Origin of the sequence: Streptomyces sp. NPDC004732, assembly GCF_040609235.1 — a bacterium.
Lineage (GTDB): Bacteria > Actinomycetota > Actinomycetes > Streptomycetales > Streptomycetaceae > Streptomyces.
Genome location: NZ_JBEXJR010000021.1, coordinates 1 through 15,839, shown reverse-complemented (window position 1 = coordinate 15,839; position 15,839 = coordinate 1). Strand labels below are relative to the sequence as shown.

General features: G+C 71.7%; 16 protein-coding genes. 11 read left to right on the top strand and 5 right to left on the bottom strand.

Features of this window, described 5'->3' with window-relative positions; genetic code table 11:
• Positions 1–79: 79 nt before the first annotated feature.
• The 5 genes from ABZV77_RS39340 to cynR all read right to left on the bottom strand — a co-directional run bounded on the left by ABZV77_RS39340 (position 80) and on the right by cynR (position 2,915).
• Positions 80–460, bottom strand: coding sequence for a VOC family protein (locus tag ABZV77_RS39340; RefSeq protein ID WP_356267619.1), 381 nt, complete (start codon positions 458–460; stop codon positions 80–82).
• A 116-nt stretch (positions 461–576) separates the two neighbouring features.
• A complete protein-coding gene (locus ABZV77_RS39335; protein ID WP_356267617.1) occupies positions 577–732 on the bottom strand; it encodes a DUF6131 family protein in 156 nt (51 codons plus the stop codon).
• Positions 733–775: 43 nt separating this feature from the next.
• On the bottom strand, positions 776–1,123 hold the full coding sequence (locus ABZV77_RS39330) for a PRC-barrel domain-containing protein (protein ID WP_356267615.1): 348 nt from the start codon (positions 1,121–1,123) through the stop codon (positions 776–778).
• Positions 1,124–1,381: 258 nt separating this feature from the next.
• Entirely contained in the window at positions 1,382–1,897 is a 516-nt protein-coding gene (locus ABZV77_RS39325) for a lytic polysaccharide monooxygenase auxiliary activity family 9 protein (protein ID WP_356267613.1), read from the bottom strand.
• Between the two features lie 97 nt (positions 1,898–1,994).
• Complete coding sequence (gene cynR, locus ABZV77_RS39320; RefSeq protein ID WP_356267611.1) at positions 1,995–2,915, bottom strand: transcriptional regulator CynR; 921 nt, start codon at positions 2,913–2,915, stop codon at positions 1,995–1,997.
• A 136-nt stretch (positions 2,916–3,051) separates the two neighbouring features.
• On the opposite strand from cynR, the gene ABZV77_RS39315 reads away from it, so the two are divergent.
• The 11 genes from ABZV77_RS39315 to ABZV77_RS39265 all read left to right on the top strand — a co-directional run bounded on the left by ABZV77_RS39315 (position 3,052) and on the right by ABZV77_RS39265 (position 15,801).
• Complete coding sequence (locus ABZV77_RS39315; protein WP_356267609.1) at positions 3,052–3,660, top strand: carbonic anhydrase; 609 nt, start codon at positions 3,052–3,054, stop codon at positions 3,658–3,660.
• A gap of 69 nt (positions 3,661–3,729) precedes the next feature.
• Positions 3,730–4,200, top strand: a complete 471-nt coding sequence (gene cynS, locus ABZV77_RS39310) for a cyanase (protein WP_356267607.1) — start codon at positions 3,730–3,732, stop codon at positions 4,198–4,200.
• 83 nt (positions 4,201–4,283) lie between these two features.
• Entirely contained in the window at positions 4,284–5,045 is a 762-nt protein-coding gene (locus tag ABZV77_RS39305) for an aminoglycoside adenylyltransferase family protein (protein ID WP_356267605.1), read from the top strand.
• Positions 5,046–5,129: 84 nt separating this feature from the next.
• On the top strand, positions 5,130–6,437 hold the full coding sequence (locus ABZV77_RS39300) for an extracellular solute-binding protein (protein WP_356267603.1): 1,308 nt from the start codon (positions 5,130–5,132) through the stop codon (positions 6,435–6,437).
• The gene (locus tag ABZV77_RS39295; RefSeq protein ID WP_356267602.1) at positions 6,434–7,408 is read left to right on the top strand and encodes a sugar ABC transporter permease; all 975 of its coding nucleotides are present in this window, start codon (positions 6,434–6,436) and stop codon (positions 7,406–7,408) included. Before ABZV77_RS39300 ends, ABZV77_RS39295 begins: the two co-directional genes overlap by 4 nt.
• A 9-nt stretch (positions 7,409–7,417) precedes the next feature.
• Complete coding sequence (locus ABZV77_RS39290) at positions 7,418–8,230, top strand: carbohydrate ABC transporter permease (RefSeq protein ID WP_356267600.1); 813 nt, start codon at positions 7,418–7,420, stop codon at positions 8,228–8,230.
• A gap of 33 nt (positions 8,231–8,263) precedes the next feature.
• Positions 8,264–11,485 carry a glycoside hydrolase family 38 C-terminal domain-containing protein gene (locus ABZV77_RS39285; RefSeq protein ID WP_356267598.1) on the top strand — a complete coding sequence of 1,074 codons (3,222 nt, stop codon included), beginning with the start codon at positions 8,264–8,266 and terminating at the stop codon, positions 11,483–11,485.
• 57 nt (positions 11,486–11,542) lie between these two features.
• On the top strand, positions 11,543–13,318 hold the full coding sequence (locus tag ABZV77_RS39280) for a hypothetical protein (protein WP_356267596.1): 1,776 nt from the start codon (positions 11,543–11,545) through the stop codon (positions 13,316–13,318).
• Positions 13,315–14,199: an ROK family protein gene (locus ABZV77_RS39275; protein ID WP_356267594.1), complete on the top strand. Its 885-nt coding sequence runs from the start codon at positions 13,315–13,317 to the stop codon at positions 14,197–14,199. Before ABZV77_RS39280 ends, ABZV77_RS39275 begins: the two co-directional genes overlap by 4 nt.
• Before the next feature lie 159 nt (positions 14,200–14,358).
• Positions 14,359–15,390, top strand: coding sequence for a LacI family DNA-binding transcriptional regulator (locus ABZV77_RS39270; RefSeq protein WP_356267797.1), 1,032 nt, complete (start codon positions 14,359–14,361; stop codon positions 15,388–15,390).
• Between the two features lie 120 nt (positions 15,391–15,510).
• Positions 15,511–15,801 (top strand): hypothetical protein, encoded by a 291-nt coding sequence (locus ABZV77_RS39265; RefSeq protein WP_356267592.1) that lies wholly within the window; start codon positions 15,511–15,513, stop codon positions 15,799–15,801.
• Positions 15,802–15,839: the final 38 nt, after the last annotated feature.

The window sequence follows — 15,839 nt, the reverse complement described above, 5'->3', positions numbered from 1 at the left end:
ACGCGCGCACATGCGCATCCCTGCCCGGAGTCTTGGCACTTGGGTGACAAACTTGCGCGGCCGGGTGCGGCCCGTGAGGTCACACGGGCCGCACCCGGCTGCGCAGGAGGCAGAACTCGTTGCCCTCGGGGTCCGCGAGGACGTGCCAGCTCTCGGTGCCGGTCTGGCCGACGTCCGCGGTGGTGGCGCCGAGGGCGAGGAGCCTCTTCAGCTCGGCGTCCTGGTCGCGGTCGGTGGCGTTGACGTCGATGTGGAGCCGGAGTTTGCCGTTGCGGGGGTCCTGGGTGGGGCCGATGACGAGGGTGGGCTGCGGGCCGCCGGCGCCGCTCGCGGGGCCGATCTCGATACTGCCGTCGTCCTCCCTCCCCAGCTCGATGTAGTCGAGGACCTCGCGCCAGAAGGCGGCCAGCGTTTCGGGGTCGGCCGCGTCGATGACCAGTTCAGTGATTCGGCATGCCATGCCCGGCACCCTACTGTCGTCGTCCGGGTCGGCAGAAGCTGTTTTCTCCGGAGCCCGAGGGGAAGCCGCATGAAGGGGCCCGGGCTACAGCCCGGGCCCCTTCACGCATTTACATTTCACCAATAGTGCTTTCGGCCGCCCACCGCGTGTCCCGCAGTACCGAGGACCCATAGAACCGCACCGATCACCAGGAGTGCGACGCCAATGGTCCAGAGGATGGACACACCGGCCAGTAGACCGATGACGAGCAGGATGAGACCGAGTGCAATCATGGATCCTCCATTACCTCGGAACGATTGAAGTGCCTCAGTTCTTTCAGTGGCCAGAACCGTAATATCCGCCGAGCTGATCGCGGTAGGCCGGGTCGCCGAGGTGCTTTTCCTTGTCGAACTCGGGCGCGTTCTTGATCTGCTCCTTCGTGAGCGAGACCAGGATGCGCCGCTCGGCGTTGTCGATGGCGGTGACGGTGCTGGCAGGGAGCAGGACCTCCTTGCCGAAGATCCACACGCCGGTGTCGACGACGATGTACTGATTGGCCACCTCGTCGGAATGCTTGTCGACCTTTCCGATATGGCCGTCCGCCGCCTCGACCTTGTAACCCGTCAGATCGCTGTCGGGTCCGTGACCGGCCGTCGGAACGTAGCTCCACATTTCGTTGTTCATTCAGGACTCCTAGATCGATGCCTGCGGCGCAGGATGATGATTATCGGAGGGAGTCGCAATGATCAACCGCTCCTGGACTCCGGGTGTCCTGTCGCAGCGCCGCCAAACACATGGAGTGCCAAATAAAAAAAGCCCGTTCCGCCGGACCGATCGTGGTCCGGCGGAACGGGTGAGGTGGCAAATGTGGGGGACCACCTCAGGATCCCTCAGTGATCCCTCAGGGATCCATTCGGCCGAGGCGAATCTCTTCGGGTCTCCTCAGCCTTTGATGTTCACGTCGATACAGGCGTAGAACGCGTTCGCGGTGTCCGCGATGTTCCACACGGCGAGAACCTTCTGCTTCCCGGTGAGCCCGCCGAAGTCGACCTTGTGGGTGACGGTCTCGCCCGGCTGGGCGCCGCCGTCGTCGACCTCGGCGATCTTGTTGCCGCCGACGAAGTACTGCCAGGTGCTGGTGCTGTGACGTGCCGTCAGCTTCCAGCTGAAGTCCTGGGAGGAGCCGACGTCGGTCGTCTGCCACCCCTTGCTGTCGTCGTCGAGCTCGGCGAACCGGTCGTTGCCTCCGCTGCAGGTCGTCTGGCCCTTGGGGCCCTCGACGCTCTGCGGCTCGTGGGTGATGTCGCCGCACGCCACGGTGCCTGCCGCGCACTGGGCCTGTCGGCTCGGGGGTGAGTTGACGTAGCCGTGGGCTCCGGCAGGGGAGACCGTGGTCAGGACCAGCACGGGTGCGAAGCCCGCGCCGATGATCGCGGCCAGTTTCCGCTTCGAATGCATCTCTGCTCCCTCTGGGCATGGGGGGATGAGGGGGAAGAGGCAACCGGGCGCCTCGGTCGACTCATTGGCCTAGACCTTACTGATTGTCGGGTCTCCGTCAACCCTTCAACTGATGTTCGTGGGTCGTCAGTTGCGTCTGGGACCACTCGTGGGCCAGCCCGGTGAAGGCTCGCGCGGCGGCGCTCCGGTAGCCGCTTTCGCGGTGCAGCAGCGTGACCGTACGCGCGGGCAGAGCCGGGTCGAGCGGGACGGTGTGCAGGCCGGGGCGGTCGCGGGTGAGGGCGTCGGGCAGGACCGTGGCCAGCGGCGAGTACCGGACGATCTCGGTGAGGGCGTTGATCGAGGTGGCCTCCACGGCGACGTCCGGCCGCACCGCGTGCCGGGTGAAGTGGGCGTCGATGTGCACGCGCGTCGCGAAGTCGCCGCTGAGCAGCGCGAGCCGGACCGTGGCGAGTTCGCCGAGGGACAGCGGATCGGTGCGCCCGGCGTGCGGGTGGAGGTCGCCCACCACGAGGCTCAGGCTCTCGGTGAACAGGTCCGCGGCGGACAGGCCCGGCAGGTGTGCGCCCTGGAAGGCGATGCCGAGGTCGAGTTCGTCGGCGAGCAGGGCCGGTTCGATCCGTTCCTGGGGGAGCTCCCGCAGGGAGAGGGAGACGCCCGGGTGGCGGGCGTGGAGCAGCGCGGTGAGCGGGCCGACGAGGTAGGCGGTGAACGTGGGCGTCACGGCCAGGCGCAGGGCGCCGCGGGACAGGTCCGTCACGTCGTGCACGGCACGTTCGGCCGCCGCCAGGTCCTGCAGGGCGCGCCGTGCGTACGGAAGATAGGCGGCGCCTGCGTCGGTGAGGCGCACCGCGCGACCGCTGCGGTCCAGGAGCGGGACGCCCACCGCGCGCTCCAGCTGCCGGATCTGCTGGGACAGCGTCGGCTGGGAGATGTGCAGCTCCTCGGCCGCCCGCGTGAAGTTGCCGTGCTCGGCGACGGCGAGCAGATAGCGCAGATGACGCAGTTCGGGAGCCATGCCTCCCACTATAGATCCAGCTATAGATGCCATCGATAGAAGTGATGGATATTGCGTCTTGGACGCTATAGGTGCAGGTCATGCATGGTGGATCTCGTCAGCCCGACAGGGCGGACCCCTACCGAAGGGAGTGACCATGCGAGACCTCGCGGCGGGAGTGCAACGCTTCCAGCGGGACGTCTTCCCGGCCAAGGCCGAGCTGTTCGCGCGCCTTGCCACCCGCCACACACCGGACACGCTGTTCATCGGCTGCTCCGACGCCCGCGTCGTCCCCGAACTGATCACCCAGCGCGAGCCGGGCGAGCTGTTCGTCATCCGCACCGCGGGCAATCTCGTCCCGGCCCATACTCCGTACGCCGACGGGATCGCCGCGAGCATCGAGTACGCGGTGGCCGTCCTCGGCGTCACCGACATCGTGGTGTGCGGCCACTCGGCCTGCGGGGCGATGACCGCGCTCGCCGAACGCCAGGACCTGACCGGCGCACCGGCTGTCGCCGACTGGCTGCGCCACGCGGACGCCGCCCTGGCCCGGACCCCCGACTCCGCGACCGGCGGTGGGCGGGTGGCCGCCCTGGTGCGGGAGAACGTCCTGGCCCAGCTCAGCCACCTGGCCACACACCCCTCGGTGGCCCGGGCCCTGTCCCGCGACGCGCTCGCGCTGCACGGCTGGGTCTACGACATCCCCACGGGCGCCGTCGAGGACCTCACCGCCATCACCCCCCGCACGGCCGCCACCGCGGCCTGAAGCACCGCTGACTCCCCACCATCTCCGTGGCAGGCCCGCACCTGCCCGGCCCCCGAAAGGACACCCCTCATGATCCACGCCCAGTTCGACCCCACCGCCCGCCAGCACCTCGCGGTCCAGGCCGTTGAGGCCAAGGTGCGCAAGGACCTGTCCTGGCAGCAGATCGCCGAGGCGGCGGGCCTGTCCGTCGCCTTCGTCACCGCGGCGGTGCTCGGCCAGCACGCCCTGCCCGAGCCCGCCGCGAAGGCCGTCGCCGAGCTGCTCGGCCTGGACGACGACGCGGCGACGCTGCTGCAGACGATCCCGACCCGCGGCTCCATCCCCGGCTCCATCCCGACCGACCCGACGATCTACCGCTTCTACGAAATGCTCCAGGTCTACGGCACCACGCTGAAGGCCCTGGTCCACGAGGAGTTCGGCGACGGCATCATCAGCGCGATCAACTTCAAGCTGGACGTGCGGAAGGTCGCCGACCCCGAGGGCGGCGAGCGCGCGGTGATCACCCTGGACGGCAAGTACCTGCCCACCAAGCCCTTCTGACGCCCCACCACTCGGTGACCGGGTGACGGCCGGGCCCGTCGGGTGCCTACGATGCGGGCGACGCGAGACGAACGGAGCAGCGAATGACGCAGACCGACGACGTGGTCCGCCTGGTTCGTGATGTGTTCGGCGACGCCGACATCGTGGGGATCTACCTGCACGGGTCGGCCGTCCTCGGCGGGCTGCGCCCGCACAGCGACATCGACGTGTTCGTCGTCGCGGGGCGGCGCACCACGGCCGGGCAGCGCCAGGCCCTGACCGACGGACTGCTCGCCCTCTCCGGCGGCGGCGCCCCGGGCGAGCCCCTGCGTCCCGTCGAACTGACCGTCGCCGTCCAGGACGACATCCGCCCCTGGACGTACCCGCCCCGCGTCGAGTTCCAGTACGGCGAGTGGCTGCGCGAGGCGTACCTGCGCGGCCGGACTCCGGAGCCCGCACCGAGCCCGGACCTCGCGCTCCTGGTCACGATGGTGCTGCGGGGGAGGTCGGCTCTCCGGGGGCCGGCACCGGACCAGGTGCTCGACCCGGTCCCGCCGGGGGACGTCACCCGCGCGATGGTCGTCGCCGTCCCCGAGCTGCTCGCCGAGCTCGACACCGACACCCGCAACGTCCTGCTGACCCTCGCCCGCATCTGGACGACCCTCGCGACGGGCGACATCAAGTCCAAGGACGCGGCGGCCGACTGGGTCCTGGACCGCATCCCCGCCGAGTACCGGCCCGTGCTGAGCCGTGCCCGTGCCGTCTACCTCGGGGCGGCGGAGGAGCGCTGGGACGATCTTCTCCCGCAGCTCAAGCCGCACGCCCACCACGTCGTCCGGGAGATAGAGCGGCTCGCGCCCCATTGACATCCGGCGCAACCGCGGTGAAGCTCCAAGACGCCCCGTGTTAACGCTAACACCGGGCCGAAGGCACACCTGAGGGAGTCATCCATGTCAGGTAGTCGTCACCCTTCACCGAGCGCGCCCCTGCAACGCCGCACCCTGCTCCTGGCCGCAGCCACCGTCGCGACCGGCGCGCTCGCCACCGCCTGCGGCTCCGCCGAGGGACAGCCCCCGGGCAAGGTCGCCGTCCTCGGCGACAGCGCGGCGTGGGAGAAGCCCATGGCGGCCGCGGGCGCGGCCATGAAGTCGGTGGCGGCGCTGAGCCTGGTGCCCGAGGTCAACCCGTCCCTGGAGTCGTTCGAGCAGATCGTCAAGTCCTCACTGCGGACCCGCAGGACCCCGGACATGCTCAAGTACTGGTCGGGCTACCGCCTTCAGGACCTGGCCCGCACCGGCGGCATCGTCGACCTGACCCGGCAGTGGGATGCCGCCGTCGCCAAGGGCTGGGCCGACGCCTCGCTGCGCGGCGCCTTCACCTACCGGCGGCGCGTCTACGGCCTGCCGATGAACCTCGCGTACTGGGTGCTCTACTACAACCCCGAGGTCTTCCGGGAGCACCGCCTCGAACCGCCCGCCACCTGGGACGGGTTCTACGCCGCCTGCGCCCGCCTGAAGAAGGCGGGCATCACCCCGCTGCACGGCACGGCCGACGGGCGCTGGCCCTCCTTCATCTGGTTCCAGGAGGTCCTCAGCCGTCAGGACCCTCGGTTCTACCAGGACTTGATGAACGGCCGGGAGCGCTACACCGACCCGCGGGCGGAGCGCGCGCTGCGCACCATCGCGTCGTTCTTCGACAAGGACTGGTTCACCCCCATGGACATGAACCACGTCGACGCGGCCGCCGCCATGCTGCACGGCAAGGTCGGCATGGTGCCCTGCGGGACCTGGCTCGGCTCCACCCTCGCGGCCGCGGGCGGCAGGCCGGGCAAGAACCTCGGCGCGTTCGTGCTCCCCATGGCCGACCCGGCGGCCCGCCCCAGCGTCATCTTCGAGTCCAGCGCCCTCGTCGCCACCGTGCAGGGCCCCGACCGCACCGAGGCGCTGAAGGCCACCAGGACCTGGCTGCACCCCACCGTCATGAAGGCGTTCTCGCACACCCTCCAGGACGGCTGCCCCAACCCGGAGGTGGCGCCCGCCAACCCGGTGATCGGCAAGCTCGCCCGGAAGGTGCGCGGCGACAAGCTGTGGCTCCTCAACCGCTTCTGGGAACAGGGCCCGCCCGAACTGGTCGAGGCCACCGTCGACGACCTCGCGGGCTTCCTGCTGAACCCGTCCTCGTACCGCAAGACGCTGCGCACCATGCAGGACCGGGCCGACGACGCCTGGCAGGTGTGGCGGGAGGCGGAGGAGACATGACCGGAACCGCGACCCCCGTACCCGGCGCGACGAAGACCGTGCGCGTGCGCCGCAGGGTGCCCACCCGCACTCCGCACCAGGCCGCGAGGGCGGGCGGCGGCAGGCTCGGCGGCCCCCTCGCCGCCCTGCCCTGGGCGCTGCCCGCCTTTGCCTTCGTCGGCGTGCTCCTCGTCTACCCCTTCTTCCGCAGCGTCTACGGAAGCTTCTTCGAGGACAACGGCTTCACCAGCAGCTACACCGGGCTCGACAACTATGCGCGGCTCGTCGACGACCCCATCTTCGGCCGGTCGGTCCTCAACACCCTGATGTGGGTGGCGGGCACACTGCTCCTGCCCGTCCTCGCCGGACTCCTCATCGCCGTCGCCACCCACCGGATGCGGTTCGGCGGCATCGCGCAGCTGATCATCGTGCTGCCGTTCGCGATCTCGGGTGCCGCCACCGCCGTCCTGTGGAACTTCATGCTGACGTCCGACGGCGCGGTCAACCAGGTGCTGCGCGGCGTCGGGCTGGACGGCTGGGCGCAGACCTGGCTCCTGGAGTGGCCGCAGAACACCCTCGCGATGATCGTCGCGAGCACCTGGCAGGCCACCGGCCTGAACGTCGTCCTCTTCGCGATCGGGCTGCGCGCCATCCCGCGCGAGACCGTCGAGGCCGCCGAACTGGACGGCGCGAGCGGCTGGCGGATGTTCCGGCACATCACCCTGCCCCAACTGCGTGCCGTGACCGTCGTGGTGGTCGGCATGGCCATCGTGAACAGCCTCAAGGCGTTCGACATGATCTGGATCCTCACCAAGGGCGGCCCGTCCCGCTCCTCGGAGACCCTCGCGCTGACCATGTACCGCGAGACGTTCCAGCTGTTCCACGTGGGCTACGGCTCGGCGATCGCGCTCGTCCTCTCGGTGATCGTCGTCGCCTCGTCCTGGACGTATCTGCGCCACCAGATGCCCGACACCAGCACGGCGAAGAGCTGAGGAGGGGCCATGGGACGCGCGGTGCGCAACGTCTTCGTCGCCGGATGCGTGGTGTTCTGGCTGATCCCGCTGTACCTGCTGGTCGTCAACGCCCTGACCCCGGCGGCCGAGTACGCGGGCAAGCCCGGGTGGAGCGTCCAGGGGTTCGCCCTGTGGGACAACGTCAAGACCGCCTGGGACGTGGCGGGCATCGGCGACAGCTTCCAGGCCTCGCTGCTCTATGCCGTCGTGTGCGGCCTGGTCGCCGTCCTGGTGGCGGCCATGGCGGCGTTCGCCGTCGTCGTCCTGCCCATCCCGAAGCCCGCGTTCTGGTTCTGGCTGATCTATTCGGGCACGCTGTTCCCGCTGCAGATGTTCCTCGCGCCGCTCTTCGGCCTGTACGCGGACGCCAATCTGTACGACACCAGGATCGGCCTGATGCTCGTGTACGCGGCCTGGGCCGTGCCCTTCGCCTTCTTCCTGATCCGCAATCAGATGACCATGATGTCACCCGAGTTGACCGAGGCCGCGCTGATCGACGGGGCGTCCTTCCGGCGGATCTTCTGGCGCATCCACGTGCCGCTGATGAAGGCGGGGCTCGGCGCGGCCTTCATCTTCCAGTTCACGGCCGTCTGGAACGACCTCCTCCTCGGCATCACCCTCAGCCGCAGCCGCGACGTGCAGCCCGTCATGGCCGCCCTCGCCACCCTCAACAACGCCTACTCCTCGACGGGGCCGCCCGTCATCCTGGCCGGGGCGCTGATCGTGTCCGTGCCGACCCTCCTCCTCTTCCTGGTGTTCCGCGGCCTTTTCCTGCGCGGCATCACCGCATCCGCCCGCTGACCCGACACGCCCCCTTCCCCGGGAGAGAACCGCATGACGACACGGGCTCTGGTCCGCACCACCGACTGGGACAACGACCGCATCCGCGAGAGCCTGCGCGCCGATGTGGTCAGCGCGGAGGGCACGCTGGCCGACGGCACCGCCCTGCGGCTCACCGAGGAACCCCTGCTGCGCCACGCCGACGACGGCACGCTGCTGCAGTCCCTGCGCGTCGAACCCGTCAACGGCACCGCGGTGCCGGACGGGTTGACCGTGCGCACGGACTCCGGCGCCGCCCTGCGCTGCGAGCGCGTCGCAGGACCCGGCCGCTCCGCACGGCTGCTGCTGCCCGCCGTCGACGCGGCGACCCGCGTCACCGTCGGCCTCCCCGAAGGACGGGACGGCATCGACGTACCACTGACCCCGCAGCGCCACTGGACCCTGCACCTGGTGCACCACTCCCACCTCGACATCGGCTACACCGACCCCCAGGGCCGGGTCCTCGCCGAGCACCTGTCCTTCCTCGACTCCTGCCTGGAACTCACCCGGGCCACCGACGACTGGCCCGCCGAGTCCCGGTTCCGGTGGTGCGTCGAGTCGCTGTGGTCGTTCCGGCAGTGGGCCGAGGCCCGCCCCGCCGAGCAGGTCGAGGAGTTCGTGCGCAGGGTCCACGAGGGCCGCATCGAGCTGACCGCGCTGCCGTTCAACCTGCACACCGAGACCTGCTCCACGGACGAGCTGCACGAACTGCTGCGGCTCGCCCGCACCGTGCGCGACGAACACGGCGTCGAGTTCACCTCCGCCATGCAGACCGACGTGCCGGGCGCGGTCGTCGGACTCGTCGACGCCCTCGCCGCCGCGGGCGTCAAGTACCTGTCCGTGGCCCACAACTGGGCCGGGCGCTCCGTCCCCCACCTGGTCGGCGGCGAGAAGCTGCCCCGGCTCTTCCGCTGGCGCGCGCCCAGCGGCAACAGCGTCCTGGTGTGGGTCACCGACACCCCGCACGGCCTCGCCTACATGGAAGGACCGCTGCTGGGCTTCGACACCGACTACGCCGACGTCGACGACCTGCTCCCCGCCTATCTGACCTCCCTCGCCACCCACCCCTACCCCTACCGCGGCGGCATCTTCGGCTGGGCCATGGACCACACCGAGGTCAAGCGCGAGCCCTACCCGTGGGACGTGCTCCACCTGCGCGTCCAGGGCAAGTTCGGCGACAACGCGCCGCCCCGCCGCATCATCGCCGACACCGTCCGCCGCTGGAACGACACCTGGGCCTTCCCTCAACTGCGGCTCTCCCGCAACGAGGACTTCTTCACCGACGCCGAGGCCAGGCTCGGCGGCCGCATCCGCACCTTCGAGGGCGACTGGACCGACTGGTGGGTCGACGGGGTCGGGTCGGGGGCGCGCCCGCTGTCCCTGGCCAGGACCGCCCAGTCCGTGGTCGCCGACGCCCAGACCATCGGCACGTTCGCCGCCCTCCTCGGCGCCACGGGGGCCGAGGACGACAGCAGGGACGCCGCCGGGGTCTACGAAGCGGTGTCGCTCTTCGACGAGCACACCTGGGGCGCCGGCGACCCATGGACCCACGGCGACGAGGGCGGCCACTCCGGGGAGCACCAGTGGCACTGGAAGTACGGGCAGGCGATGCGCGCCCACGACGACGGCAACGCGCTTCTCGCCCGCGCGAGCGCCCGCCTGGGACAGCGGCTCGCCGCGGCGCCGGACGCGGTGGCGACGTACCACGTCGTCAACACCTGCTCATGGCCGCGCACCGACGTCGTGCGCGTCTTCCTGCCCGAGAGCACCGTGCCGCTGGAGCGGCGGGTCGCCGTCCGCGACGCGCGCGACGGACGCCTGCTCACCCACGAGGAGAGTCCGCAGACCAACGACGACCACCGCGACGCCGGGCGGTTCCTCCTCGTCCGCGTCGACGACGTGCCGCCCGCCGGATCGGTGCGCCTCGACGTCGTCGCCGCGGCCGCCGAAGCCCACGAGGAGTCGCGGAGCACGACGGTGCAGGCCGCCACCGGCTGGAACCCCACCGGCGGCACCGAACGCCAGGACCCCGCCGAGACCGCGGCACAGGCCCTCGCACACCCCGACCCGACCCTCCTGGAGAACCAGTACTTCGCCGTCCGCGTCGACCTCGCGCACGCCTGCGTCTCGTCGATCACCGACAAGAGGACCGGCCGCGAACTCGTCCGCCAGGACGCCATCACCGGCTTCAACGGCTACCTGCACGACAGCTACACCACCGCGGGCGCCTTCAACCACAACTCCAGCCGCACCACGGCATCCGACCGCCTCGAACACCTCGGGGCCCGCGCCGTCCCGCCGCCCGCCGCGCTCATCGCCCGCCGCGCCACGCCCACCGCCGAATCGATCACCTACGAGACCCGCCCGGCAGGCGCCAACCGGCTGCGCACCACGCTCACCCTCCGGCACGGCGTGCCCCGGCTCGACATCGAGAACCGCCTCGACAAGGACCCCCGCCTGGGCAAGGAGAGCGCCTACTTCGCCTTCCCCTTCGCCTTTGAGGACCCGGTCGTCCGCATGGAGGCCTCGGGCGGTGCCACGGGCAGCGGGCTGCCGGTCGTGCCGGGCTCCGCCCTGCACATGCGGGCGGTGCGCCGCTGGGTGACGCTCGGCGACGACGACCTGACGGTGGCCTGGTCCACGCAGGACGCGCCGCTCGTGCAGTTCGGCAACATCGCCCTGCCCTACGCGCCGTTCCCGAAGACCATGGGCCACGACGAGCCCGCGACCGTCTTCTCCTGGATCCACAACAACCTGTGGGACACCAACTTCCCCAGCGAGCAGGGCTTCGAATTCACCTTCCGCTACAGCCTGGCCAGCGGTTCCGGTGCCGGCGGCCTCGGGCCACAGACGGCCGCCGCCTGGAGCCGCCCGATGCGCGCCGTCCGAGCCCGGGGGAGCTCGGGCGGCGCGCCGGACCCGGCCGACGCCCACTCGTTCGTCGAGCTCGACGACCCGCGCGTCCGGCTCATCGGCGCCACCACACCACGCCCAGGACACGTCCTGCTGCGCCTCCAGTCGTTCGCGGAACAGCCGCTGACCTGCCGGATCCGCACCCACTTCACGGTCGCCGCCGCACACCGGGCGGACTTCCTCGGCGCCCCCGCCCGCCAACTGCCCTGCGCGGACGGCGAGACGACCCTCGACGTACCGGCACTCGGCACGACGGCCGTGCTCTTCGAGCGCCCAGGCACAGACGGCACAGACTCGCCCGCAGACCCCTCCGTACGTCCCTGACTTCCGGAAACCCGCCCCCGAGCGTCGCCCTCTCTACGCCCGCGTGAAGGAGAACGTGTGTACCGGCTCGACCCGCGCTATGCCCCCGCGCCCGGGGCCGTCCTCGCCACCGGCTGGCAGGCCGTCGCCGCGCAACTGCCCCCGGGCCCCGCCACCCTCGCCGTGGACGGCCCGCCGACCGCGGCGTGGGACGACCTCGCCGCACGGCTCACCGAGGAGCTGACCGCGCACGGCACCACCGTGCGCACCCTCGACCTGCGCGCCCACCACGCCCCACCCGCCGAGGTGCGTCGCCGCACCGAATCCGCCGAGGACACCGAGGACCCCTACTACGCCAAGCTCGCCGAGACCCCGCTGCGCGACCTCTTCGACGACCTGCCGCGCCCGCGACCGCCGCAGGGCCGCGAAGTGCTCATCGTCCTTGGCCCCGGCGCCTCCCTCCTGCCGCACGATCTGCTCTGGTACGCCGACCTGCCCAAGCGGCACGCGGAGGCGGCCGTCGCCGCGGGCACCGGCCGCAACCTCGGGCTGCCCGACGAGAAGGGCAGCTTGCGGAGGCTCTTCTACATCGACTGGCCCGTACTCGACCGCCACCGGGACGCCCTCGCGCCCCGCCTGGACGCGTGGCTGGATGTGCAGGACGTCGAGCGGCCCACGTACATCGACGGCCCCGGGCTGCGCGCCACCCTCACGGACCTGACCCGTCGGCCCGTGCGAACCCGCCCCTACTTCAACTCGACGCCCTGGGGCGGGCACTGGGCCCAACGCCGCCTCGGCTTCGACCCCGCGGCACGCAACACCGCCCTCGGATACGAACTCATCGCCCCGGAGGCGGGCGTCCTCATCGGCACCCACCCCGGCCAACAGGCCGAAGTGCCCTTCCAGTTGCTCTGCGTCCTGCACCCCGAAGGGATGCTCGGCCCGCAGGTCGCCGCCCGCTACGGCACCTCCTTCCCGATCCGCTTCGACTACCTCGACACGCTGGACGGCGGCAACCTCTCCCTGCACTGCCACCCCAAGGCGCGGTACATGAAGGAGCGGTTCGGCTGGTCCTACACCCAGCACGAGACGTACTACATGGCTCTCGGCGGGCCGGGGGCCCGCGTCTTCCTCGGCCTGCGCGAGGACACCGACCTGGAGCTCTTCCGGAAAGAGATCGAGGAGGCCGCGCACGACGGGGTCCCGATGGACCCCGAGGACCACGTCCTGACGTTCCCCGCCGAACAGGGCCGCCTCTTCATGATCCCCGCGGGCACCCCGCACGCCTCCGGCGCCGGAAACGTCGTCCTGGAGATCAGCGCCACCCCCTACCTCTACTCCCTGCGCTTCTACGACTGGCTGCGCCCCGACGCCGACGGCCACCCCCGCCAGCTCCCCTACGAGCACGGCCTCGCCAACCTGGAGACCGGACGCCGGGGCGACGCCGTCGGCAGGGACCTGGTCCAGGAACCGCGCACGCTGCGCGCGGGCCCCGGCTGGCGCGAGGAACTCCTGGGCGCGCTGGACGAGATGTTCTACGAAGTGCGGCGCCACACCCTCGCCGCGGGCGCCGCGGTCGACGACGACACGGCGGGCCGCTTCCACGTCCTCAACGTGGTGGAGGGCGAGGGCATCGTGCTGCACACGGCGGCGGGGGAGAGGTCGGGGGAGCGGCACATGCTCTTCCGCTCGGAGACGCTGACGGTGCCCGCGGCCGTCGGCCCCTACCGGCTGACTGCGGTCGGCGAATCCCCGGTCAGGGTCGTCAAGGCGCTGGTCCGCCCCGAGGGCCCGGAAAGCCCCGGCCGTGCCGCCCCGTCCGCGCACGGCGGGCAGCCCCGGGCGGCCACATGACGACGCCGGACCGTGGGCGGCCCGTCCTCGAACTCGGCGGCACCCACGTCACCGCGGCCTTGGCGGACCCCGGCACGGCCACCGTGCTGCGAAGGGTGCGGCAACCGGTCCGCGCCCGCGGCACCGCCGAACACGTCCTCGGCGCGCTCGTCCGCTGCGCCGGTGCACTGGACGCGCCCGCCGGGCAGGTGTGGGGCGTCGCGGTCCCCGGCCCCTTCGACCACGAGAAGGGCATCGCCCGGTTCGCGGGCGTCGGCAAGTTCGACGACCTGTACGGCATCGACGTACGGGCGGTGCTCCTCGACGCGGTGTGGCCGCGCCCCGGCGAAGCGGTGTTCCTCAACGACGCGCACGCCTTTCTCCTCGGCGAGTGGCGGGCGGGCGCGGCGCGCGGCCAGCACCGCTGCGTGGGCATCACCCTCGGGACGGGCGTGGGATCCGCCTTCATGGTGGCCGGTCGCGCACAGCACGAAGGGCCCGGCGTACCGCCGCAGGGCCGCATCGACCTCGTCGGGACGGGCGGCAGACCGCTGGAGGATGCCGTGTCGCGGCGGGCGATCCTCACGCACTACGCCGGTGCGGACGCGCCCGCGGACCTGGACGTGAGCGAGGTCGCGGACCGGGCGCGGGCGGGGGAGCGGCGTGCGCGGCGCGTGCTCGACGAGGCGTTCACGACCCTCGGCGCCGTGCTCGCCCCGCACCTGCGCGACTTCGAGGCGACCGTCCTCGTCGTCGGCGGCGCCATGGCCGACTCGTGGGACCTGCTGCGCCCCGCGCTGCGCGCCGGGCTGCGGGATACTCCCGTCACGCTGCGTCCCGCGGGGCTCGGCGAGGACGCGGCGCTCGTCGGAGCCGCGGTGCACGCGGCCGCCGTGCCCTGAACCGCCGCGCCGAGGCAGCGCGCCGAACGGAAGGACATCCGCACCATGCCCGGACCGCACGACCCGCAGAGCGGTCGGTCGCCGCACGACCCGCACGGTGGTCGGCCGACGCGCGACCCCAAGAACGCTCAGCCCACGCTGAAGAGCGGCCAGCCCACCCTGCGGGACGTCGCCGAGCGCGCCGGGGTCAGCGCGATGACCGCATCCCGGGTGCTGCGCGACGACCCGCAGGTCCTGCCCGCCACCCGCGAGCGGGTCCGGGCCGCCGCCGTGGACCTCGGCTACCGCCCCAACGAGGTCGCCCGCAGTCTCCGGCTGGGCCGCGGCACAGGACTCGTCGGACTCGTCGTCACCAACCTCGCCAACCCCTTCTACTCACGCCTCGCCCTCGGCGTCGACTCGGTGGTCGCCGAGCACGGCCTGAAGACGGTCATCGGCAACACCGGGCAGGACCTCGACGCGGAGCGGGAACTGGTGGCCGACCTCGTGGCCCGCCGCGTCGACGGCATCATCGTCGTCCCCGCCTGCGCCGACCAGCGCCATCTGGCCGCGGCGGTGGCCGGTGGTGTGCCGGTCGTCCTCGCCAGCCGCCCGCCCGAGGGCTTCGCGGCGGACTGCGTCCTGGTCGACGACTTCGGCGGCGCCCGCGACGCGACGGCCCGCCTCCTGGCGCGCGGTCACCGCCGCATCGGCTTCCTCGGTTCGCCGCCCGCCGTCCACACCGGCACCGAACGGCTCCGCGGCTACGCGGCGGCCCTGACCTCCGCGGGACTCACCGTCGACGCACGCCTCGTACGCCAGGGCCAGACGGAACCCCACCAGGCCAAGCGGGCCGCCGCCGAGCTCCTCGCGCTGCCGGACCCGCCGACCGCGCTGTTCTGCTCCAACAACCGCAACACGATAGGAGCGTTCCGCGCGCTGCGGGACGTGGGCGCGCGGGACGCGGGCGGGTGGGGCGCCGACTGCGCGGGCGTCGCCCTCGCCGGGTTCGACGACTTCGAGCTGGCCGACGCGCTCGGCCTGCCGCTCACGCTCGTCGCGTACGACAGCGACGAACTCGGCCGCGCGGCGGGCAGGCTCCTCGCCGACCGCCTGCACGACAAGGGGAGCGGGACGGCGGGCGGCCGGGCCGTGACCGGGGAAGCGCGCCAGATCGTGGTGCCCACCAGCTTGGTGGAGTACGGCACTTGATGTTCGGTACTTGATGTTCGGTCCGTAGTACGGAACGAACCCCTGCGTCCCGTACGTTGAGCAGGGCGGGGCCACGCCGTGCGCACCCGGGAGAACAGAGCCGAGGGGACGGGGGCACGCGTGTCGCAGCAGAGCCGTTCCGCGCGTCTGGCCGCGTCCGCGGTCTCCCTCGTCGTCACCGTGCTCGCCCTCTTCGTCCCCTCCGCCGCGGCGTACGGGACAGCGGCCGACGCGCCGCTCACCCACCACACCGTCGCGGCCCACGCGCAGCAGCAGGCCGGACCGCACGACATCCCGGCGCTCCATGTCGCCGTCGCACACCGGCCCGACGCCCACATCCCGGGGCCACAGCCCACCGGCCCGCCGCGCACGACGGCCGACACGGCGCCGCACCGCGCGAGTCCGTCCTGAAGATCCTCGACCGCTTCGGCAATCTCGGCGGCACGAAC